Here is an 18,389-nt window from a genome sequence, read left to right on the forward strand (position 1 = left end):
ATAGCAATGCCATCCAGGTGAGGGCGGGTTGTGCTAGGTTAAACGGCGAAACAGCCAGGGGCTTTTTCTGAAACCAATTCAGAATGAATGACATGGCCTCCTGCCGGGCAGAAGGCCATGTCGCTGCGGACATGTCTTAATCAATCTCGTCCGGCTCGACACCGTGCAACTGTGTTGCACCACCGGCGGGCAGGCGAGTGGTGACGGGTTGGCGGGGGTCTGAGGAGCGGCGGATGATGTCACGATCCAGGCCGCCTCCTGCTGTGGTGAAGGTGTCGTAATGGACCTTGCCAGCACCGCCGGCACCGCCAGTGGTGCCCTGCGCCATGGGTTGGGTGGCAGGCGCGACGCGCAGGCTTTCCCCCGGGATGTCGCCAATCTTCAGGTAACCGGCAGCCATGGCCTGTTGGCCAGCAACCATGGCGATAGTCATTGTGGCGATTCGGAAGCATTGTTTGATCGGTGTCATGATAAATCTCCTTGATTGATGTGATTCATCAGGGAGTCGCTAGTCCGTTGCAGGTGGTTCAAAATTTTTTGGGGTGGTTATCGGTCGGGGAGAATGTCTTCTCGCCTGGCAGATGCTGAAGCATGGATGTGCTGGAAATAGGGATGGAACGAACACGACAACGTAAAGGGAAAAAGCGACATTGTCACAGAGTGTGGCTGATGGCGGCATGGCTGCTGGCAAGCGGTGGCGTGTTGGCCCAGGCAGAGTTGCGGATAACCTCCCCCATTACTGCCTATAGTGAAATCACGGTGTTGCTGCCGGAATCCGCCGTCGCGGATTCGCAGTGGTTGTTGGCGCTGGACGATACCGATATCTCTGCCCTGCTGGACACAGCAGAGCCCGGCAGATTGCATTTCACTCCCCCCTCTGCCCTGCCCACAGGCAATCATCAGTTGCGGTTGGTGGAAATGACGGCGGCAGGAGAGATGCGCGAACACGGGCTGTGGACCTTCACCGTGCGCCATTCCGAGCGCTTTCGCGAAGCGGGACTCAGTGCCCGTCTGGATGTGACAGTGAATGAGCGCCTGGACGAGGACAACCTGCCCGAGCCCTTGCCGGATGCCACTGTTATCGATGGAGGTTTGCGGGTGGGCGCCACGGCGGCGGATGGCCAGTGGCGCAGCAGCGCGGTGGTGGAAGCCCTGGGCACCAGCCGTGATCCGCTGGAAGGCAGTGGCCGTGATGGCTTGTCGCTGGGCTATGTACATGTGCAGGGCCAGCACGGCCCGTGGCAATGGACCGCCGGTGACCAGATTCCCCTGAGCTCCACGTTATTGATGCAGCCGGTGCTGCGCCGCGGCTTGTCCGCCGGTCTGAGTACCGACCCTGTCGACGTTACCCTGTGGTCATTGCGTACCCCGCCCCCCGGTGGCGGCAGCGCCCTGTGGACCCGTGAGTCGGAGCGGCGCAGTGATGGCGCCAGCCTCACCCACCGTCCGATCGCAGATTCGCCGGAAACGCTCAGTGTCACCGTCAGTTGGCTGCAGGGCGAAGGCCCCAGTGGCAATGGGGAATTCGGCAGCGGGGTGTTGTCCGATCCGGAAACCCGGTCCGGAGAGGCCAGCAGTGTGGCGCTGGAAAGCTGGCTGTTTGATGAGCGAGTGCACTGGCAGGGGGAATACGCCTGGTCCAGCCGGGAAAGTGATGCGGACAGCCTGTCTCCGGGCCCCGCTCTTGAAGAACAACGGGACGAGGCCTGGGACACCCGCCTCACCTGGTATCCACTGAGGAACTGGAAGCTGATGGGGCAGCCGGTAGCCATGAGCACTGGCATCGAACGCCGGGAAGTGGGTACGGCTTTCTACAGTCCCACCAATCCCCAGATGCTGGCGGACCGCAGTGTGCTGGGTGGCTATGGCTCCCTGTTCTGGGCCGGGCTGTCCCTGCAGGCCTATCTGGGGACCCAGGATGACAATGTGGACGACAACCCCTTATTGCCGGTGACGGAGCTGGAACAACAAAGCTATAGTTTGGGCTATGCCCCGCTGCTCAACGGCGGCGGTTGGCTGGGGCAACCGGCGTTCAATCTGAACTGGCAGGATACCGATCAAGACGTCAGCCGTGCAGCGGCCCTGCTCAATGAAGGGGATCTCTACCGCAACCGCCAGATGACGGCGTCGCTGGCTGTCCAGTACCCGCGCTGGTCCTGGGATCTGGCCCACAGTCGTGGCCGTGACCGCAGTGAGCAGACGGTTCTCTCCGATCTGGAAACCAAACTGTCGCAACTAAGTGTGCGTTTACCGGTGGGGCAACGGCTCACCCTGGAGCCCTATGGTCAGCGGGCAGACACGATGAACCGTTTGCTGCCAGACGACGACTCAACCCTGAGCCAGGCGGGAATGACACTGGGTATGCAGTGGAGCCGCCGGGTGTGGTCCAGCCTGACCTATACCTGGGGCCGGCTGGAACAGGACGGTGAAGACAGCCAGCGTCTGGATGACGTGCAAGGCAGTGTGAACTGGCAGTGGCGACAGCCCCGCGGCTGGGTCCCCGGTGTCAGCCTGAATCTGGGCGGTCAGTACTTCCGCCAACCGGTGCTGGATGCGCTGGACCGCGAGAATCAGTGGCAGGTCTTCGCCGGCGTCACCGCCAGTTGGGCCCGGACAGGAGTGCGGCCATGAAATCGATAGTGACCTTGATGATGTTGTTGGGCATGGCTTGCGGCATGGCGCGCTCGGATGTGCTCAGTGCCTCGGTGAACCCGGCTAGCCAGGGCATTGCACTGGGACGGCAGGCGCTGGTGTCGCTGAACTGGCAGGCGGTGAGGGATGAAACCAACTGTCTGGGTACCGTCACTTCCGCGTCCGTGGAAATTCGTGCCGGACAGATCAACGGGCCGTTGCTGCGCACCCAGCCACGACGGTTGTCCCGTTCCATTGTCTGTGACCCCACCTTTGGCACGCGTACCTTTTCCTTTTCGGACACTCTCAGCATTCCGTCCACCGTCAGTGAGCAGGCCCTGCAGTTAGGCAGTGACAGATTGGTGCTGGTGCGTACCTTCACAGATGGGCTTTCCGGCAGCAGCGCGGCGGCGACCCTGGCGCTGCGCTCCCCCGCCGCCGCGGGTTTTTCACTGACTGCCATCCAGCTGGAGCTGGCTCGCGGTGGCGCCCAGCGGGTGATCGAACAGGGGGAAGCCATATCGGCTAGAGCCATCTTCTACTATACCGGCAGCGGACTGTTGCGCGGCCAGTGGGAACTGGCTTCGCCACCGGGCACCGCCGGGGTGCCGCTGTTCCGACCGTTGCGCCAGGTGCAGCAACTACTTCCCGCCGGAGGAAACGCCACGATAAAAGCCCCGACGTTACCCAGCGATATACCGGGGCTGTATCTGCTGCGCTTCCGGCCGCACAGTGCCAGCGCAGAAACTACCTTGCCAGTGCTGCAGTATCAGGTGATCAGCAGTGAGGCAGGCCCCGCGGGCCTGGTTACGATTCCCCTGCTGGCCCCGGCCCGCGGAGCGGTGATGCACAGCGATACCCCCTTCCAGTGGCAGCCGGTTGCGGCGGCCACCAGTTATCGGTTGCGATTTTACGCCACCGTGGGGGCGCGCCTGCCCCGTCTTGATGGCGGGGTGGCTGAACCGTTACAACCGCGCGGCGACGGGCCAGTGACCGCCCAGTGGTTGTCCGCAGGGCAAACCCGCGCCCAGCCCGGGCCGCTGGTGTGGGAAAAACTGTCGGCACCGGGTACCTATCTTTGGCAGGTGGAAGCCCTGGATGGCGATGGCCAGATGGTTGGCGTGAGTGAATGGCGGGAGGTACAACGCCCATGACCGATTCCGTAGCAGAAGAGCGGGCGTTATTGCAGGCTGTGGCTCAGGGGGATCAGCGAGCCCTGCAGACACTGTACCGACGCTGGCAGCCGCGTCTGCAATATTACGTACAGTCCCGGCTGGGTGGTGATGCTGCCGCCGCCCAGGATGTGGTGCACGAAGTGATGCTGGATGTGTGGCGCCAGGCCGGCCGTTTCGAAGGTCGATCCAAGCCACTGACCTGGGCCATGTCCATGGCCCACAACAAGCTGGTGGATTACCTGCGCAAGTGGGGTCGGGAGGAAACCCGGGAAACCCTGCCGGAACCGGATGACCATGACGACGGGGACACCACCACCGCCATCCAGGGCGCCCAGGAAGCCGCCTACCTGCGCCACTGCCTGCAGCAGTTGCCGCCGGACCAGCGCGATGCCATCCAGCTGGCCTTCTTCGATGACATGGCCTACCCGGATATCGCCCAGGTGGTCGATTGCCCGCTGGGCACCGTCAAGACCCGTATTTTCCACGCCCGCGCCCAGCTCAAGCGCTGTCTGTCCGCGCTGATGAAAGGGTTGTGTCGTCTGGATGAACCGGATCGCTGCGGTCCTCGACCTACCTGAAACCATGGGCGACAGGAGAGACACAACCATGAACACACATCCGGATGATGCCCTGGTGGCCTATGCCAACCACACCCTGGACCCGGCGGAGCAACCCGCGCTGGACGCCCATCTGGCGGCCTGCGGCCGCTGCCGGGAAGAGCTGGACTGGCTCACTACCCTGCGCGCCGGCATGCAGGCCGAGCCCCTGCCGGCGGTGGATGAGCTGGGCCTGGCCCGGCTGATGCGCGAAGTGAAAGCGGAGCAACGACCAGCCCGCGCTGCAACGTCGGCCCGGTCCTGGTGGCGCGGTGCCATGGCGGCGGCGGTGCTGGTGATGCTGGTACAGTTCGGGGTCATTGCCGTGCAATGGCAACCGGACGCTGGCTACCAGCCCCTGAGTGAAAGTGGCCAGGTGGTTGGCCCGGTGCTGCAGGTGCGCTTTGCGCCGGCAGCGTCCCTGGCCGAGATACAGGCACTGCTGGAGCAGATCGAGGGCCGCATCGTGGATGGCCCCGGCGCTCTGGGCCTGTACCGGATCGCCCTGCCCGAAGAGGCTGACCATAAGGCTGCGCTGGCGACCCTGAAAGCGGCGGATGGCATTGTTATCCAGGCGCTGGCGGAGCTGACGCCATGAACTCCCGGCGGGTTGTGGCGCTGTTGCTGGCGGGATTGCTGACCAGTCAGTGGGGACTGGCCCGTACTGCCACCGCGCCCACCGGCGAGCCGGGCTCAACGACAGCCCCTTCAACCTCGACCTCCATACCGGGGACCGCCCCGGCCCGGGGAACGGATCCGGCTGCCGCACCACAGCGGCAAAGTGCGCCTCCGGCCCCGCCGACACGCCCGGTGATTCGGCCACCGGCGGCACAGCCTCCTGCGTTACAGCCCCCGCCTCCCCTGTCTCGCGAGGCAGCGGTGGAACTGGTAGTGGCCACCCCGGACATGGCCATCGCCCAACAGGTGGCCAGTTGGGCCGCCCCGCGCCAGTGGCGTCTGCGCCAGCGTCAGAACCTCTCTCACCTGGGGTGGGTCCTGTCGGTGTTTTCGGTTGCCGATGGACGCCAACTGGACAGCGACTTGGCGGCCCTGCGAGCGGCGCTGCCAGGCGTGATGGTGGACCAGAATCATCGCTACAAAGCGTTGTCCGGTGGGGTGAGCTACGGTCAGGCACTGACCGGCTGGCACAGCCACCCTGGCTGTGGTGAAGGGGCGACCCTGGGAATACTGGATACCGCCGTGGCAGCGGATCACCCGGCGCTGGTCGGCGCGGATCTGGTGCAGCGCAGCTTCCTGCCCAGCGGTGTGTCCACTCCCTCCATGGACCACGGCACGGCCATCGCTGCCCTGCTACTGGGCAATGGTGATGACGGCATCGTCGGGCTACTACCGGCGGCCCGGCTCTATGCGGCGGCGGTGTTTCGTGGCCGTGGCGATGAGACGGAAACGGACACGGCCCTGCTGTTGCAGGCATTGGACTGGCTGGCCGGAGAGCAGGTACCGGTGATTGCCATGAGCTTGGGCGGCCCCCGTAATCAGCTGTTGGAGATCGTGCTGCGCCAACTCCACCAGCGAGGCGTGCGGCTGGCCGCCGCCGTGGGCAATGACGGGCGACGCGCTGCGCCGCTGTGGCCGGCAGCCCAGCCGGAGGTGCTGGCGGTGACGGCGGTGGATGCCGGCAAGCGACTATACCGGCGAGCCAATCGCGGTGACGCCGTGGCCCTGGCGGCCCCCGGCGTGGATTTGTGGGCCGCCCGGGCCGGCGGCGGTCAGGGCTATGTCACCGGCACCTCCTTTGCGGTGCCCTTTGTGGCGGCGGCGCTGACCCGGCAGCAGGCTGCGGCACTGTTGGCGGGGGCCGAGGATCTGGGCGAACGGGGGCCGGATCCGCTGTACGGTGCCGGTCTGCTGCGTGAGAGGCTGCGGGCACTGTTGGCGGGGGCCGAGGATCTGGGCGAACGGGGGCCGGATCCGCTGTACGGTGCCGGTCTGCTGCGTGAGAGCGGTTGCCTGTGATGTTCTGGCGACAGGCAGGAATCGCAATATGGCTGGCCCTGTGGGTGGTGCCGGTCTGGGCCACCCAACCCTGCCCCATGGGGATGCGTTCGGCCAACTGGTGGTGGGGTGCGCCGGTGCTGGCGGCGACGTTGTTGGCCGTTCTGGTGGTGTTGGCGCTGGCGGGGTTCGCTTGGCGCCACTGGCGTTCGCCGCGCGCTCGGGTGGCGCTGGTGCTGGTCACGCTGATGCTGTTGTTCTGGGTTGCGATTGCCGGGCTTGGCGCTTTTGTGGCGGTGATGCTGATCTGTTATTGAGCGGGTTCGGCAAAGCGCTGCCGGTAGGCCGGGTAGTGGCTCAGGTCCGGCCCCGGATGTAACCGCGACGGCCAGTGGTACAACATGATCGCCAGTACATTGCGGTGTTCTCCCTTGTTCAGATCCGTGCCCCAGTGGGGTGAAGGGATCATCTCGGCCTGTGGATCGTAACGCTTTTCCAGGGCCTCACTGACGGCGCCGATAACCGGGCTGTCGCCCTCTCCTGCCAGCAGAAAGCACAGGGCCATTTCCGTATAGATATCAGGTTTGGTGTAGGCGATCAGATCCCGGTGATGGCGCTCCAGGTAGTCAAAAATCCAGGCGAAATCCTCGCGGCGGATCGGTTTCTGGTAGTAACCGCTGGCGGCGATGATCACATGGGTCATGCCGTAGACTTGGGCATCAAGGGCAGGCCCGGGTTGCGGCGGCTGGTCCGGGAACACCTGGCGAAAGGCCTGCTGGAAGGGTTCCCGCAGATCGCGAATACCCAGGTCGTGCAGGTAATAGACCATATTGGCCAGCTGTGGCGAGTAGGCGGCGATAACGTCCGGGTCGAGTATGAAGCGGGCAAAATCCACCTGGCGCAGGTAATCCAGCCCCTGCTCTGTACGGGTAAAGGGCGGCTTTCCGGCCAGACCGAATTGATCCACCTTGTTCAGGTAATAGAGCAGGTTCTTGGCAAAGGGAATCTCGTCGTAGGCCAGCAGTAACTGCTTGCGACGCTGGTGTTTTTGTGGCGGCGGCGCTGACCCGGCAGCAGGCTGCGGCACTGTTGGCGGGGGCCGAGGATCTGGGCGAACGGGGGCCGGATCCGCTGTACGGTGCCGGTCTGCTGCGTGAGAGCGGTTGCCTGTGATGTTCTGGCGACAGGCAGGAATCGCAATATGGCTGGCCCTGTGGGTGGTGCCGGTCTGGGCCACCCAACCCTGCCCCATGGGGATGCGTTCGGCCAACTGGTGGTGGGGTGCGCCGGTGCTGGCGGCGACGTTGTTGGCCGTTCTGGTGGTGTTGGCGCTGGCGGGGTTCGCTTGGCGCCACTGGCGTTCGCCGCGCGCTCGGGTGGCGCTGGTACTGGTCACGCTGATGCTGTTGTTCTGGGTTGCGATTGCCGGGCTTGGCGCTTTTGTGGCGGTGATGCTGATCTGTTATTGAGCGGGTTCGGCAAAGCGCTGCCGGTAGGCCGGGTAGTGGCTCAGGTCCGGCCCCGGATGTAACCGCGACGGCCAGTGGTACAACATGATCGCCAGTACATTGCGGTGTTCTCCCTTGTTCAGATCCGTGCCCCAGTGGGGTGAAGGGATCATCTCGGCCTGTGGATCGTAACGCTTTTCCAGGGCCTCACTGACGGCGCCGATAACCGGGCTGTCGCCCTCTCCTGCCAGCAGAAAGCACAGGGCCATTTCCGTATAGATATCAGGTTTGGTGTAGGCGATCAGATCCCGGTGATGGCGCTCCAGGTAGTCAAAAATCCAGGCGAAATCCTCGCGGCGGATCGGTTTCTGGTAGTAACCGCTGGCGGCGATGATCACATGGGTCATGCCGTAGACTTGGGCATCAAGGGCAGGCCCGGGTTGCGGCGGCTGGTCCGGGAACACCTGGCGAAAGGCCTGCTGGAAGGGTTCCCGCAGATCGCGAATACCCAGGTCGTGCAGGTAATAGACCATATTGGCCAGCTGTGGCGAGTAGGCGGCGATAACGTCCGGGTCGAGTATGAAGCGGGCAAAATCCACCTGGCGCAGGTAATCCAGCCCCTGCTCTGTACGGGTAAAGGGCGGCTTTCCGGCCAGACCGAATTGATCCACCTTGTTCAGGTAATAGAGCAGGTTCTTGGCAAAGGGAATCTCGTCGTAGGCCAGCAGTAACTGCTTGCGACGCTGGTGTTTGCCGGTGTCATCCCGGTAGGCATGGGCTATCTGTCTGGCCCGGCTCAGCCGGTAGTCCCGGTTGTGCAGTTGGCTCAGCTCCTGTTGCAGGAAATCGGCGTTGCCAATCAGATCCTGATAAATGATCGGCAGGTAGTCGGGATCGCCAGTGATCCGGTAAAGGCGGGTGGCGTAATGGCGTCGCTTGTTGGGAGACAGTCCAGGTAGCGCGCGCTCGTAGCGATCCCGAATCTGCTCGCCGATAGAGGGTGTTGGGAAGGTGGGGGATGGAGATGGCGGCGCTGGCTGGCAGGCGACCAATAGAGCCGCAAGCACACCAAGCCAGACAGACTGAACCCATCGCATAACGCACCGCCGGTTAACGTTCGTTTCAGGACCTTTCAATGTAGGCCTGCTAATGAAGCAGTCTGTGCCAGCGGTAACAATGGTGCAAAGCTTTACAGGGATTAACGTTTACCGGTGCTGCCTGCTATAACGCCAGTACACCACTGCCAGCAATGCCGCCAAAGTGGCCGGGGCCATCAGTGCGGTGAAATGCAGCAGGCGGAACAGCAAGGTGCCGACCACGCCGCCACAGACAAAACCGCCAATCAGTAATACGAATAGCAGCAGCCGGCGGCCGTTGAGGGGAATGCCGCGCAGTCGGTTGCCGAGCATGATCCCCAGGTCGGTGAAGATCCCGGACAGGTGGGTGGTGCGGATGATCGAGCCGCTGTAGGTGGTGACCATGGCGTTCTGCAGGCCGCAGGCCATGGACGCCAGGTAGATACCGAGATCACTGCCCCGTTGCAGGGACAACATGGCCATGACCAGCAGCGTGGCTTCGATCAGCAGGGAAAACCCGTAGTGACGGCCCAGCTTCAGGGCGGTGCTGGTGATCAGCATGCCACTGAGGGCGGCACCGGCCAGAAAGCTGAGCAGGGTCAGCAGCAGGTGCAGGGCATTGCTCAGGGCCAGATCCGCCAATGCCAGGCCTAGTAGCGACGAGGTGCCGGTCAGATGAGAGACAGACTGGTGGCTGAAGCCCAGCAGCCCCACCGCATTGACACTGCCCGCCAGAAAGGCGAGCAGGAAGGCTCCAACTTCTACCCAGGGAGGAAGGCGCGTCAGCAAGGAAAACCCCGATTCTTATCCGTGGTGATAGCGGCAGTGTAGCATGACGGCCGGTCGGGATTTTCCGGCTACTTCTTTTTCTTCTTCTTGCTGCTTTTTGAGCCTTTCTTTCCGTCGCCTTTTTTGCCGGATGTTTTCTTGTTGTCCTTCTTGTCGCTCTTCTTGCCCTTTTTGCTGGCGGACTTGGTGCTGTTTTTTTCTGACTTTTTCTCTGACTTTTCGTCTTTTGGCTTAACGGTTTTCAGTGCCTTGGTTTTTTTACCGCTTTTTTTCTTGTTGCGTACTTTTTCAACGTTGCTGTCGCTCAGGGAAGAAGAGGTTGAAGCCGTAGTTTCGGTGTCGAACATTTCCAGAGCCACGGTCCGGAAGCGGCGCAGACAGTAGCGCACTTGACCGAGGCTGAGTCCGCTTTGTTCGGCGGCTTGTTGCTGGGTGTTGCCCTGATCCAGGGCGAGCAATGCCCGTGCACGGGGACCGTTCGGTGCCGGTTGTTCGGCCTGGGCCTGGCAGAAGGTGCGCTGTGTGCTGGAAAGCAGAGAAGACTGGCTCATTGTGGATGATCCCCTGAGGTGGACCCGGCAAGGATGCCGGGCCTTGGACAAAAATCACAAGTCTTACACAATACGAGACAGTCAGAGGGGAAAGCAAAAAAACAATTTTGTTGTCAGAAAAGTGACATCTTTCAATCGCCTTTTTGTTGCTTTTCCATCATGTCGGCCTGCAGAATTTCGATCCAGTAGCCATCCGGGTCCTTGATGAAGGCCAAGCCTTTCATCTTGCCGTCATCCGGCTTCTTGATGAAATCCACGCCCAGTTTTTCGAACCGTTCGGCGGCAGCATAAACATCGGGAACGGTGATGCCGATATGGCCGAAGCCCTGGGGCTGGTCGTTGCCATTGTGGTAGGCAAAGTCCGCATCGTCTTCGCTGCCCCAGTTATGGGTCAGCTCCAGCATGGCTTCACGGCCAAAGGTATAGGTCAGTCGTTCGGCATCGTCCTCCGGCACCTGGCGCGCTTCGTCTTCACCCAGGTAGGCGAGGAAGTAGAGGCTGAACTTCATTGCCGGAAAATCCAGCTTGCGCACCAGACGCATGCCCAGCACCCGGGTGTAGAAATCCAGGCTGGTGGTGGGGTTCTTGATGCGCAACATGGTCTGGTTGAACAGGAAATCGCGGGTGGCGTCGTCCGGGGTTTCACAGAGGCCGTCGGCCTGTTCGAAATGACGGGACATGGGGGCTCCTGAATCTGTGGGGCATTGGGTCTTCAGGATATTGGGATGGCGGGAAAGGAATGCAAGACTTGGAGTAGGAGCGTAAAATTCGCAAAAATGCGCGGATGGCGACACGAGCAGACAGGACAGGGATTGATGGACAAATTGTTGATCGCGGCGGCGAGAAGCCAGGGCATGGCCAACCGCCGCTGCCGGTGCCACGGCGGGTAAAAGGTGAGGATCAGGCCGGGGTGTTTGCCACGGTCTTGAGGACTTTCTGCAGGCCGGCCACGGCGCCACCTGTGGGATATATTCGGTGTGCGTACTACGGTGGCGGATATGGGGCCGGCCCTGCTGGCCAATCTTCTGGAACTGAATGATACCCAGAGTGGCCTGTTGCACCTGGCATTTGATTACGCGGACAAGGAACGGTTGCCGCTACTGGACCTGAAGGATCTGGAGGCGGTGCTTAACTGGATGCTGGAACATCGCAAGGCACTACAGACGCAATATGGCAGCTTGTCGCCCCAGAGTCTGGGTGCCATTGTGCGATGCGCAGGTTCTTTGGGGAGCCGGCTGGATATTGACTTCGCCATGGCCATCTGCTCGATTTCAACTGCGCCAGCGACCTGGCGCAGACCTTCGCTGCCGTTGTTGGCGATGTGGCAATGCCCCATGCTTTGCTCTGGACGGTTCGTCTGATTCGCTCCAAGGGCGTGGGCATTTATTTTGTTACTCAATCCCCGGCAGATATTCCCGACAGTGTTCTGGGTCAGCTGGGCAATCGCATTCAACATGCCCTGCGGGCTTACACTCCCAAAGACCAGAAAGCCGTGAAAGCCGCAGCACAGACCTTTCGACCCAATCCGGCGCTGGATCGGAGATTATTGATCTGGTATCTCCTGCTTCTCACCTTCGGAACGGTTGTCACCATGGCGGCCTGGCGATCGAGCGTTTGCTGGCGCGTCGACAGGAGCAGCAAAAGGCACAGGCGAAAAAGCCGGAAGCTGAGAAGCAGGCCAGCCTGATGCCGCGGCAGACTGCCTGAGGCGTTCACCGCCTGTTTCTGGCCACTCAGCTCAGCCGGTTTCTGGTGCAGTTCCTGAAGCAGTTGCTGAAAGGAAAACGGTAATTTTTAGCTACGAGCTACGGTGCCGGTTTTGCATTTCGAAACTCGTTTCGCGTCTCCATGGCGCCTCTTTTTGTTGGTTGAAGGATCAGGCCGGGGTTTTTTCCACGGCTTGAGGACTTTCTGATGTCGATGTCGCTGAGGCCTGGGGCAGCAGCAGAGTGGTGGATTCCTTGGCGACGTACTGCTCGGCGATGCGCAGGCTGACCGCTTCTTCGCCCCATCTTCTTTCACTGCGCCAGCGCTGGCGCAGACCTTCGGCGGTGGCGGTGGCAATCGCTCGATCTGACGGGCGCGCGCCTCGTTGATCTGCTTCATCTTTTCACCTTCGGAGATATTGATCATCTCCTGCTTCTCACCTTCGGAACGGTTGATCGCGGCCTGGCGATCACCCTCGGAACGGTTGATGGCGGCCTGACGTTCGCCTTCGGATTCGGCGACCACGGCGCGACGTTCCCGCTCGGCACGAACCTGTTTCTCCATGGCGTCCTTGATGGACACGGGCAGGTTGATGTCGGCCACCTCGTAGCGTAGCACCTTTACGCCCCAGGGCTGGGCAGCTTCGTCCACGGCGCGGACCACTTCCATGTTGATTTCGCCGCGTTCCTCGAAGGTCTTGTCCAGATCAATCTTGCCGATAACAGAACGCAGGGTGGTCTGGGCCAGTTGCTGGGCGGCCATCACATAGTCATCCACGCCGTAACTGGCTGCCTTGGGATCGATCACCTGCAGGTACATGACGCCGTCGATGGAGACTTCGATGTTGTCCTTGGTGATACAGCTCTGGCGCGGTACGTCACGGACGATTTCCTTCTGGGAGTGCTTGTAGGCCACCCGGTCGATAAAGGGCATCAGAAAGTGGAGACCCGCTTCCAGGGATGTCTGGTACTTGCCCAGCCGTTCCACGACATATACCTGTCGCTGCGGCACGATGCGAATCACCATGAAGAGCAGAATGACAACGCCGAGGGCGATGAGAGCGGAAATAATTAAACCTGCCATGGATAAGGTTCCTTGTTATTGCTAGCGAGTTGAGATGAAAACGGATTGTCGATAGGGATCATTCAGGCGGTGTCTGCGGTCCTGGCGTCCAGGGTTCTACGGTGAGCCACAGACCGTCGTGTTGGGTGATACGAACCATGTCGCCGGGATGCAGAGGCTGGGAGCACTGTGCCTGCCAGCGGGCGCCCCGGTAGGAAACGGTGCCCACGCCGTTGCTGAAGGCGTCTGCCACGGTGGCGCGGCCACCGACCAGGCCGGCGCTGTCTGCCTCGCCCTCACCGCGGGGTCGCTCAGTACCCATCAGCTTGTCGTTGATCACGCGACGGACAAATACCAGCAACAACAGGCTGGTAAGGGCGAAAAGGGTCAGTTCCCAGGCGGTGTCGTCCAGCAGTCCGAGAAACTTGAGGCTGCCGACCAGCAAAGCGGCGATCCCGAAGAAGATCACCACCAGCCCGGACACGGCAAATTCCGCAATGACCAGGGCCAGCCCGGCGATAATCCAGTAACTGTATTCCGGCAGATCCATTCCTGTGCCCCTGTAGCGTGTGCATTATTTTGATGAATTAAGATAGCACGTTGGTGAAAGGTTAGTCGGTAGGAAAAGGCTGAAAATGAGCAGTTGCAAGCTACAAGCTTCAAGCTGCAACGCGGTAAAAGTCTCTTGTGCAGGAAGAGGTGGCCAGCCGCGAACCAATCGAAGGGGATTTAGTTAAAGACAGAAGTGACAGGATTGGGGCGCGGAGTAGGCCTTTACGCCGATCAGGCCTTCCCCCGCGTTGTAGCTTGCAGCTGGCTCAGTGCTGATGCCCGCCCACGCCATGGGCATGCTTGTGGGCTTTTTCTTCTTCGGTGGCATCACGAATATCGGTGATTTCCACCACAAAACGCAGGGACTTGCCGGCCAGGGGGTGGTTGGCGTCCACGTCCACGGTTTTCAGTCCCACCTTGAGAACGGTGAGCATGCGCGGGCCTTCGTCGGTAGAGACCGTGACCACCTTGCCCGGGGTAAGCTTGCCGGCATGCTTCAGATATTTGCGGGAAATGCGCTGGAACAGGGTGTTGTCGTATTCGCCGTAGGCGTCTTCCGGGCTCACGGTCACATCCACCTCGTCGCCCACAGCCTTGCCGGTGAGGGCGGCTTCCAGGCCCTTGATAATGTTGTTGTAGCCGTGCAGGTACGCCATGGGCTCACCGGTTTCCCGGGAGTTTTCGATTTCGCTGCCGTCGTCGGCGTTGAACAGGCTGTAATGCAGGGTAACGACCTTGTCGTTTTCGATGGTCATGCATGCTCCGGTTGTCAGGCGATCGGGATGGTGGGCAATTGTGGCGCCTTCATCGCCGCCGGGCAATTCTCTCAGTGGTTGTGTTTGCCGGGGAGCATGCGTTTCAGGGTGGCGTCCCGGTCAATGAAATGGTGCCACAGGGCGCCTGCCACATGGATGGATATCAGGGCCAGCAGCGCGGTCCATAGCACCTCCTTGTGGATGAAGGCGATCTGTTTGGCCAGGTCAGTATTGACCGTTGCTAGCTGGGGCACGGTAAAAACGGCAAATATTTCAATGGTTTTGCCGGCGAACTGGCGCATGGCAAAGCCGCTCAGGGGCATGGCGAGAAGCACCACATACAGTAGTCCGTGAACAAGACGGGATAATTGATGCTGCCAGGCGGCGCCAATGGGGGTCGGCCGAGGGTACAGGGCGCGGCCATAGAGCCGGATCAGGATGATAACCAGCGTGGTGATCCCCAGCGAAAAATGCAGCATTTTCCACCATTCGCGCATGGGGTCACTTTTCTCGTAGAACTCATGGAGCTCCACGGCTCCCCAGACCATCACCAGCAACAAAACCACCAGCCAGTGAAGCCCTTTGTGTAATGCGTGCCAGCTTGCCGGTGTTGGTGCCATGATCCGCGCTCCTGTTCATTAACCGCATTATCCCGGATAAAGATTAACCAGAGCTGAAGGGCATTCATTGATCCCGGTCAGTGTTTGGGTGCAGTCCCAGGGCTTTACGGTCTTCGCCCCGTTTGATCCGGGCCAGCAGGTCCCGGGATTGTCGGTACCAGCGCCGCCTGCCGTTTGGGCCCCATTTGAACCGTTTGTAAGTCCATTGGTACTGGGCCAGATTGCGATCAATGCAGCGCTGTAGGCCGGCGTTCATGGCAGTGAGGATTTCGGTGCAGTCGCTGGCCTGCTCGATTTCCGGTGCCGCTTCGAAGTGCAGATGGATGTCTTTTACCCCGCCCTGGCCACGGATGCAGGAAACAATGAACACGTGTGGCCGGTAGCGCTGCACCAGCTTGTCGATCAGTGCCGGGGTGGGTACCTCGTAGCCAAAGAAGGGCACGCAGGGATTGCTGCGGTTGCCCGGGTTATGGTCGGAGAGAATGCCGAGGGTGCCGCCGGCTTTCATGGCAGCCAGGGCCTGTTTCACCCCCTGGCTGTTGGTAGGGATCAGCACTGAACCGGTGCGTTCCCGGGCAGCCTTGACCATGGCATCCATCAGGGTGGCGGGATGGGGCTGGTACATGATCAGAGTCTTGTCCCGGTTACCCTTGTCGCCGACATACAGATTGCTGATTTCCCAGCTGCCTTGGTGCAAGGACAGCATCAGCACCGGTCGTTCACAGGCGCAGGCATCGAGAAAGGGCTGTTCGCCGTGGATATGGGTGATGCGCGCCAGAGTTTCTTCCACCGGGCGGTGCCAGACATGGCTGAATTCGGTGAGCGTGCGGCCCAATTCTGCCATGCTCTGGCGGCCAATGCGTTTGGCCTCGGCCAAGCTCATGTCCGGGTGGGTGGCCAGCAGGTTGATCAGCACCACCCGGTAGGCACTGGCATAGCGCAACGGGATCAGGGTAATCAGGGTGGCAATAAAGGCCCCGAAGGCGGTGACCAATGGCAGCGGTAACCAGGCAAGCAGGCGGACCACCAGCCAAAGGCGGCGGCCCTGGTATTGTTTACTCATGATGGCAATTCAATTGTCAGGGTCTCGCCATGCTGCGGGACCCGAAATGTCTTGGAATCGATCTGTTGTTCTTCCAGCGCCCTGGCCAGGGCCCGGGGCGGTGCGTCCATGGGCTCGTCGGTAAGCACAAAGGTGCCCCAGTGCATGGCGACCGACTGGCGGGCGCGAATCTCCCGGTGAATTGTAACCGCTTCAGCCGGGTTTATGTGTACTGGTGACATAAACCAGCGGGGTTCATAGGCACCGATGGGTAACAGGGCCAAGTCAACGGGGCCGAAAATATCGCTAATTTCGCCGAATAGCGGGGCATAGCCGGTATCTCCGGCGAAATAGAGGCTGAAGTCCGGAAAGTTCAGTCGCCAGCTGCACCACAGGGAACGGTTGTGGTCGCCGGGTCCGCGGCCGCTGAAGTGCTGGGCGGGCAGACAGAAGGCCTCCACCTGGCCGTGGTATTCGCTCTGCCACCAGCCCAGTTCGATAATGCGCTCAACGCCCAGTTTGCGTAGCCAGGCGGCGACCCCGCTGGGCACGAACCAGAGAATCTCCCGGCCAAAGCGGGCCTGGAGCTGTTTCACCGATGCCCTATCCAGGTGGTCGTAGTGGTTATGGGACACCAGCACCGCATTGATGGCCGGTAGTTGGTCAACTGCCAGTGCTGGCGGCACCGCCCGTTTCGGGCCGGCAAAGGACAACGGTGAGCAGCGCTCGGAAAATACCGGGTCGGTAATCAGGTTCCAGCCCCGGTGCTGGAACAGGAAGGTGGAATGACCGATCCAGGTCAGCTGGGGTTGTGGGCCCGGGTTGGCCAGCAGCTGCCGATCCGGCTGCTGCAGGGGGAATGACTGATGGCGGGGAAACTGACCCCGGGTGTTCCATTGCCAGCGCAGGAAGGCGCTCAGGCCATGGCGGGGGGTGGGGAAGCGATTGCGGTATACCCCGGATCGAGGGGGCACTTCTGCCGCCAGATCCGCCAGCCGTTCCCGGTCGATCATGCGCCGTCCCGCAGTCCTGCCACGGCGCCTTCGATGGCATCCAGGTCCGGAATCACCGCCAGGTCACCACCCACCTGGATGTACATGGCTTCCGCGGGGCCGGTGTCCACCGGTTCTTCCACCGGATCATCCTTGGCCACTTTCATCATCCGCGGGATCCCTTGCACAATCACCGCATAGAAGGTGCTTTTGCCGGCCACGGTATTCAGTACCGCGATGCGGGCATCTTGGCCAATGGTGATCTGCCCGGACTCGTTGAGTTTTTCAAAGGATAGCAGCGGAATATTCTGGTCCCGCCAGCTCAGCCAGCCCAGCAGCCACTCCGGCCCATGGCCGGGACGATCCGGCTGGCGCAGGGGGATGATTTCAGCAACCACGATGTTGGGGACCAGCCAGGGTCGTCCCTGCATGGGGATCAGCAGGCTGGAAATATCGGATGGCAAGCTGCTCATAATTAACCTCAATGTGTAAGCCGGACGCGGTGCAACGGGCCTGGTTCAGGCGTCCGGCGCCTGGCTGCTGGCGTTCTTCAATTCTCTTCTTACTCGATCCACCAGTTGCAGCGCAAGCTGCTCCGGGGAGCCACTGTAACTGACGCAGCCGGTCTCGCGGACGGAATCGGGCTGACTGCTGACCGCACAGGTGTCGGCGCTCTGTGCCCACACCGGGCAGCCGCTGGCGGCCAGGCGCGGGGCGGCGATGGCGCCGTCATTGCCCATGCCGGAAAACAGGATGGCGCCGCAGGCGTTGCCGTAGCCTTCGCCCACATGCTGTATCACCTGATCAATGGACGGGGCATAGGGGCCTTCCCAGGCCTGGCCGGTGGACTGGATGCGACCATCGTGGCGGAATTTCACCGCGTACTCCACCGGCGCAATGGCCAGTTCTCCATGGCGCAGAGCACTGCCGTCCACGCCTATTTTGCAATGAATGTTGTTGTCCCGGCCCAGTACGCCACACAGGGTGTCGAGGAAACTGCCGTCGATGTGCTGGGCCAGTACAAAGGCCACCGGCAGATTGGCCGGCAGGCAGTCGAGAAACTGTTTTACCGCCGCGGGTCCGCCCAGGCTTGCACCCAGCACCCAGACCCGATCACCGCATAGAAGGTGCTTTTGCCGGCCACGGTATTCAGTACCGCGATGCGGGCATCTTGGCCAATGGTGATCTGCCCGGACTCGTTGAGTTTTTCAAAGGATAGCAGCGGAATATTCTGGTCCCGCCAGCTCAGCCAGCCCAGCAGCCACTCCGGCCCATGGCCGGGACGATCCGGCTGGCGCAGGGGGATGATTTCAGCAACCACGATGTTGGGGACCAGCCAGGGTCGTCCCTGCATGGGGATCAGCAGGCTGGAAATATCGGATGGCAAGCTGCTCATAATTAACCTCAATGTGTAAGCCGGACGCGGTGCAACGGGCC

At 61.4% G+C, this 18,389-nt stretch carries 24 protein-coding genes; 9 read left to right on the plus strand and 15 right to left on the minus strand.

Annotation, left to right across the window (positions count from 1 at the left end):
- Positions 1 to 136: 136 nt before the first annotated feature.
- Entirely contained in the window at positions 137 to 469 is a 333-nt protein-coding gene (locus KZ772_RS13215; RefSeq protein ID WP_290537002.1) for a hypothetical protein, read from the minus strand.
- 200 nt (positions 470 to 669) lie between these two features.
- Between KZ772_RS13215 and KZ772_RS13220 the strand changes: the two genes are divergently transcribed.
- Genes KZ772_RS13220 through KZ772_RS13245 form a run of 6 tightly spaced genes read left to right on the plus strand, consistent with a single transcriptional unit; the run spans position 670 to position 6,675 of the window.
- Positions 670 to 2,631 (plus strand): hypothetical protein, encoded by a 1,962-nt coding sequence (locus KZ772_RS13220; protein WP_290537003.1) that lies wholly within the window; start codon positions 670 to 672, stop codon positions 2,629 to 2,631.
- Positions 2,628 to 3,785: a hypothetical protein gene (locus tag KZ772_RS13225; RefSeq protein ID WP_290537004.1), complete on the plus strand. Its 1,158-nt coding sequence runs from the start codon at positions 2,628 to 2,630 to the stop codon at positions 3,783 to 3,785. Before KZ772_RS13220 ends, KZ772_RS13225 begins: the two co-directional genes overlap by 4 nt.
- The gene (locus KZ772_RS13230) at positions 3,782 to 4,384 is read left to right on the plus strand and encodes a sigma-70 family RNA polymerase sigma factor (RefSeq protein WP_290537005.1); all 603 of its coding nucleotides are present in this window, start codon (positions 3,782 to 3,784) and stop codon (positions 4,382 to 4,384) included. Before KZ772_RS13225 ends, KZ772_RS13230 begins: the two co-directional genes overlap by 4 nt.
- Positions 4,385 to 4,412: 28 nt before the next feature.
- Positions 4,413 to 5,000, plus strand: coding sequence for a zf-HC2 domain-containing protein (locus KZ772_RS13235; RefSeq protein ID WP_290537006.1), 588 nt, complete (start codon positions 4,413 to 4,415; stop codon positions 4,998 to 5,000).
- Positions 4,997 to 6,379: a S8 family serine peptidase gene (locus KZ772_RS13240; RefSeq protein ID WP_290537007.1), complete on the plus strand. Its 1,383-nt coding sequence runs from the start codon at positions 4,997 to 4,999 to the stop codon at positions 6,377 to 6,379. The genes KZ772_RS13235 and KZ772_RS13240 overlap by 4 nt, the downstream gene beginning before the upstream one ends.
- Positions 6,379 to 6,675 (plus strand): hypothetical protein, encoded by a 297-nt coding sequence (locus KZ772_RS13245; RefSeq protein WP_290537008.1) that lies wholly within the window; start codon positions 6,379 to 6,381, stop codon positions 6,673 to 6,675. The genes KZ772_RS13240 and KZ772_RS13245 overlap by 1 nt, the downstream gene beginning before the upstream one ends.
- On the opposite strand, the gene KZ772_RS13250 is transcribed toward KZ772_RS13245, so the two are convergent.
- On the minus strand, positions 6,669 to 7,445 hold the full coding sequence (locus KZ772_RS13250; RefSeq protein ID WP_290537009.1) for a DUF3541 domain-containing protein: 777 nt from the start codon (positions 7,443 to 7,445) through the stop codon (positions 6,669 to 6,671). The genes KZ772_RS13245 and KZ772_RS13250 overlap by 7 nt on opposite strands.
- An 85-nt stretch (positions 7,446 to 7,530) precedes the next feature.
- Here KZ772_RS13250 and KZ772_RS13255 point away from each other — a divergent pair, with 85 nt between their 5' ends.
- A complete protein-coding gene (locus tag KZ772_RS13255; RefSeq protein WP_290537008.1) occupies positions 7,531 to 7,827 on the plus strand; it encodes a hypothetical protein in 297 nt (98 codons plus the stop codon).
- On the opposite strand, the gene KZ772_RS13260 is transcribed toward KZ772_RS13255, so the two are convergent.
- From KZ772_RS13260 to gloA, 4 genes are all read right to left on the minus strand, one after another.
- Complete coding sequence (locus KZ772_RS13260; RefSeq protein WP_290537010.1) at positions 7,821 to 8,903, minus strand: DUF3541 domain-containing protein; 1,083 nt, start codon at positions 8,901 to 8,903, stop codon at positions 7,821 to 7,823. The two genes, KZ772_RS13255 and KZ772_RS13260, sit on opposite strands and share 7 nt — an antisense overlap.
- Before the next feature lie 108 nt (positions 8,904 to 9,011).
- The gene (locus KZ772_RS13265; RefSeq protein ID WP_290537011.1) at positions 9,012 to 9,671 is read right to left on the minus strand and encodes a YoaK family protein; all 660 of its coding nucleotides are present in this window, start codon (positions 9,669 to 9,671) and stop codon (positions 9,012 to 9,014) included.
- 68 nt (positions 9,672 to 9,739) lie between these two features.
- Complete coding sequence (locus KZ772_RS13270; RefSeq protein WP_290537012.1) at positions 9,740 to 10,129, minus strand: hypothetical protein; 390 nt, start codon at positions 10,127 to 10,129, stop codon at positions 9,740 to 9,742.
- Between the two features lie 224 nt (positions 10,130 to 10,353).
- Positions 10,354 to 10,902 (minus strand): lactoylglutathione lyase, encoded by a 549-nt coding sequence (gene gloA, locus KZ772_RS13275; protein WP_290537013.1) that lies wholly within the window; start codon positions 10,900 to 10,902, stop codon positions 10,354 to 10,356.
- Positions 10,903 to 11,190: 288 nt separating this feature from the next.
- Here gloA and KZ772_RS13280 point away from each other — a divergent pair, with 288 nt between their 5' ends.
- The gene (locus KZ772_RS13280) at positions 11,191 to 11,583 is read left to right on the plus strand and encodes a helicase HerA-like domain-containing protein (RefSeq protein WP_290539485.1); all 393 of its coding nucleotides are present in this window, start codon (positions 11,191 to 11,193) and stop codon (positions 11,581 to 11,583) included.
- On the plus strand, positions 11,550 to 11,909 hold the full coding sequence (locus tag KZ772_RS18615) for a helicase HerA-like domain-containing protein (protein WP_365870266.1): 360 nt from the start codon (positions 11,550 to 11,552) through the stop codon (positions 11,907 to 11,909). The genes KZ772_RS13280 and KZ772_RS18615 overlap by 34 nt, the downstream gene beginning before the upstream one ends.
- A gap of 107 nt (positions 11,910 to 12,016) precedes the next feature.
- On the opposite strand, the gene KZ772_RS13285 is transcribed toward KZ772_RS18615, so the two are convergent.
- The 9 genes from KZ772_RS13285 to KZ772_RS13325 all read right to left on the minus strand — a co-directional run bounded on the left by KZ772_RS13285 (position 12,017) and on the right by KZ772_RS13325 (position 18,348).
- Positions 12,017 to 13,012, minus strand: a complete 996-nt coding sequence (locus KZ772_RS13285) for an SPFH domain-containing protein (protein WP_290537014.1) — start codon at positions 13,010 to 13,012, stop codon at positions 12,017 to 12,019.
- Positions 13,013 to 13,070: 58 nt separating this feature from the next.
- Positions 13,071 to 13,541, minus strand: coding sequence for an NfeD family protein (locus KZ772_RS13290; RefSeq protein ID WP_290537015.1), 471 nt, complete (start codon positions 13,539 to 13,541; stop codon positions 13,071 to 13,073).
- Positions 13,542 to 13,809: 268 nt separating this feature from the next.
- Positions 13,810 to 14,298, minus strand: coding sequence for a peptidylprolyl isomerase (locus KZ772_RS13295; protein ID WP_290537016.1), 489 nt, complete (start codon positions 14,296 to 14,298; stop codon positions 13,810 to 13,812).
- Positions 14,299 to 14,369: 71 nt separating this feature from the next.
- Complete coding sequence (locus tag KZ772_RS13300; protein ID WP_290537017.1) at positions 14,370 to 14,918, minus strand: cytochrome b; 549 nt, start codon at positions 14,916 to 14,918, stop codon at positions 14,370 to 14,372.
- A gap of 64 nt (positions 14,919 to 14,982) precedes the next feature.
- Entirely contained in the window at positions 14,983 to 15,981 is a 999-nt protein-coding gene (locus tag KZ772_RS13305; RefSeq protein ID WP_290537018.1) for a lysophospholipid acyltransferase family protein, read from the minus strand.
- Positions 15,978 to 16,973 carry an MBL fold metallo-hydrolase gene (locus tag KZ772_RS13310; protein WP_290537019.1) on the minus strand — a complete coding sequence of 332 codons (996 nt, stop codon included), beginning with the start codon at positions 16,971 to 16,973 and terminating at the stop codon, positions 15,978 to 15,980. Before KZ772_RS13310 ends, KZ772_RS13305 begins: the two co-directional genes overlap by 4 nt.
- Positions 16,970 to 17,425: a chemotaxis protein CheW gene (locus tag KZ772_RS13315; RefSeq protein WP_063509837.1), complete on the minus strand. Its 456-nt coding sequence runs from the start codon at positions 17,423 to 17,425 to the stop codon at positions 16,970 to 16,972. The genes KZ772_RS13310 and KZ772_RS13315 overlap by 4 nt, the downstream gene beginning before the upstream one ends.
- A gap of 45 nt (positions 17,426 to 17,470) precedes the next feature.
- Complete coding sequence (locus tag KZ772_RS13320) at positions 17,471 to 18,055, minus strand: chemotaxis protein CheB (protein WP_290537020.1); 585 nt, start codon at positions 18,053 to 18,055, stop codon at positions 17,471 to 17,473.
- On the minus strand, positions 18,019 to 18,348 hold the full coding sequence (locus KZ772_RS13325) for a chemotaxis protein CheW (protein ID WP_290537021.1): 330 nt from the start codon (positions 18,346 to 18,348) through the stop codon (positions 18,019 to 18,021). Before KZ772_RS13325 ends, KZ772_RS13320 begins: the two co-directional genes overlap by 37 nt.
- Positions 18,349 to 18,389 lie beyond the last annotated feature (41 nt).

This window comes from Alcanivorax sp. (assembly GCF_019431375.1).
Classification (GTDB): domain Bacteria; phylum Pseudomonadota; class Gammaproteobacteria; order Pseudomonadales; family Alcanivoracaceae; genus Alcanivorax; species Alcanivorax jadensis_A.

Excerpts from the sequence above, each read along its gene's own strand:
- KZ772_RS13215 (WP_290537002.1), bottom strand. The coding sequence starts at position 469 with ATGACACCGATCAAACAATGCTTCCGAATCGCCACAATGACTATCGCC.
- KZ772_RS13220 (WP_290537003.1), top strand. The coding sequence starts at position 670 with ATGGCGGCATGGCTGCTGGCAAGCGGTGGCGTGTTGGCCCAGGCAGAG.
- KZ772_RS13225 (WP_290537004.1), top strand. The coding sequence starts at position 2,628 with ATGAAATCGATAGTGACCTTGATGATGTTGTTGGGCATGGCTTGCGGC.
- KZ772_RS13230 (WP_290537005.1), top strand. The coding sequence starts at position 3,782 with ATGACCGATTCCGTAGCAGAAGAGCGGGCGTTATTGCAGGCTGTGGCT.
- KZ772_RS13235 (WP_290537006.1), top strand. The coding sequence starts at position 4,413 with ATGAACACACATCCGGATGATGCCCTGGTGGCCTATGCCAACCACACC.
- KZ772_RS13240 (WP_290537007.1), top strand. The coding sequence starts at position 4,997 with ATGAACTCCCGGCGGGTTGTGGCGCTGTTGCTGGCGGGATTGCTGACC.
- KZ772_RS13245 (WP_290537008.1), top strand. The coding sequence starts at position 6,379 with ATGTTCTGGCGACAGGCAGGAATCGCAATATGGCTGGCCCTGTGGGTG.
- KZ772_RS13255 (WP_290537008.1), top strand. The coding sequence starts at position 7,531 with ATGTTCTGGCGACAGGCAGGAATCGCAATATGGCTGGCCCTGTGGGTG.
- KZ772_RS13260 (WP_290537010.1), bottom strand. The coding sequence starts at position 8,903 with ATGCGATGGGTTCAGTCTGTCTGGCTTGGTGTGCTTGCGGCTCTATTG.
- gloA (WP_290537013.1), bottom strand. The coding sequence starts at position 10,902 with ATGTCCCGTCATTTCGAACAGGCCGACGGCCTCTGTGAAACCCCGGAC.
- KZ772_RS18615 (WP_365870266.1), top strand. The coding sequence starts at position 11,550 with ATGCCCCATGCTTTGCTCTGGACGGTTCGTCTGATTCGCTCCAAGGGC.
- KZ772_RS13285 (WP_290537014.1), bottom strand. The coding sequence starts at position 13,012 with ATGGCAGGTTTAATTATTTCCGCTCTCATCGCCCTCGGCGTTGTCATT.
- KZ772_RS13290 (WP_290537015.1), bottom strand. The coding sequence starts at position 13,541 with ATGGATCTGCCGGAATACAGTTACTGGATTATCGCCGGGCTGGCCCTG.
- KZ772_RS13295 (WP_290537016.1), bottom strand. The coding sequence starts at position 14,298 with ATGACCATCGAAAACGACAAGGTCGTTACCCTGCATTACAGCCTGTTC.
- KZ772_RS13300 (WP_290537017.1), bottom strand. The coding sequence starts at position 14,918 with ATGGCACCAACACCGGCAAGCTGGCACGCATTACACAAAGGGCTTCAC.
- KZ772_RS13305 (WP_290537018.1), bottom strand. The coding sequence starts at position 15,981 with ATGAGTAAACAATACCAGGGCCGCCGCCTTTGGCTGGTGGTCCGCCTG.
- KZ772_RS13310 (WP_290537019.1), bottom strand. The coding sequence starts at position 16,973 with ATGATCGACCGGGAACGGCTGGCGGATCTGGCGGCAGAAGTGCCCCCT.
- KZ772_RS13315 (WP_063509837.1), bottom strand. The coding sequence starts at position 17,425 with ATGAGCAGCTTGCCATCCGATATTTCCAGCCTGCTGATCCCCATGCAG.
- KZ772_RS13325 (WP_290537021.1), bottom strand. The coding sequence starts at position 18,348 with ATGAGCAGCTTGCCATCCGATATTTCCAGCCTGCTGATCCCCATGCAG.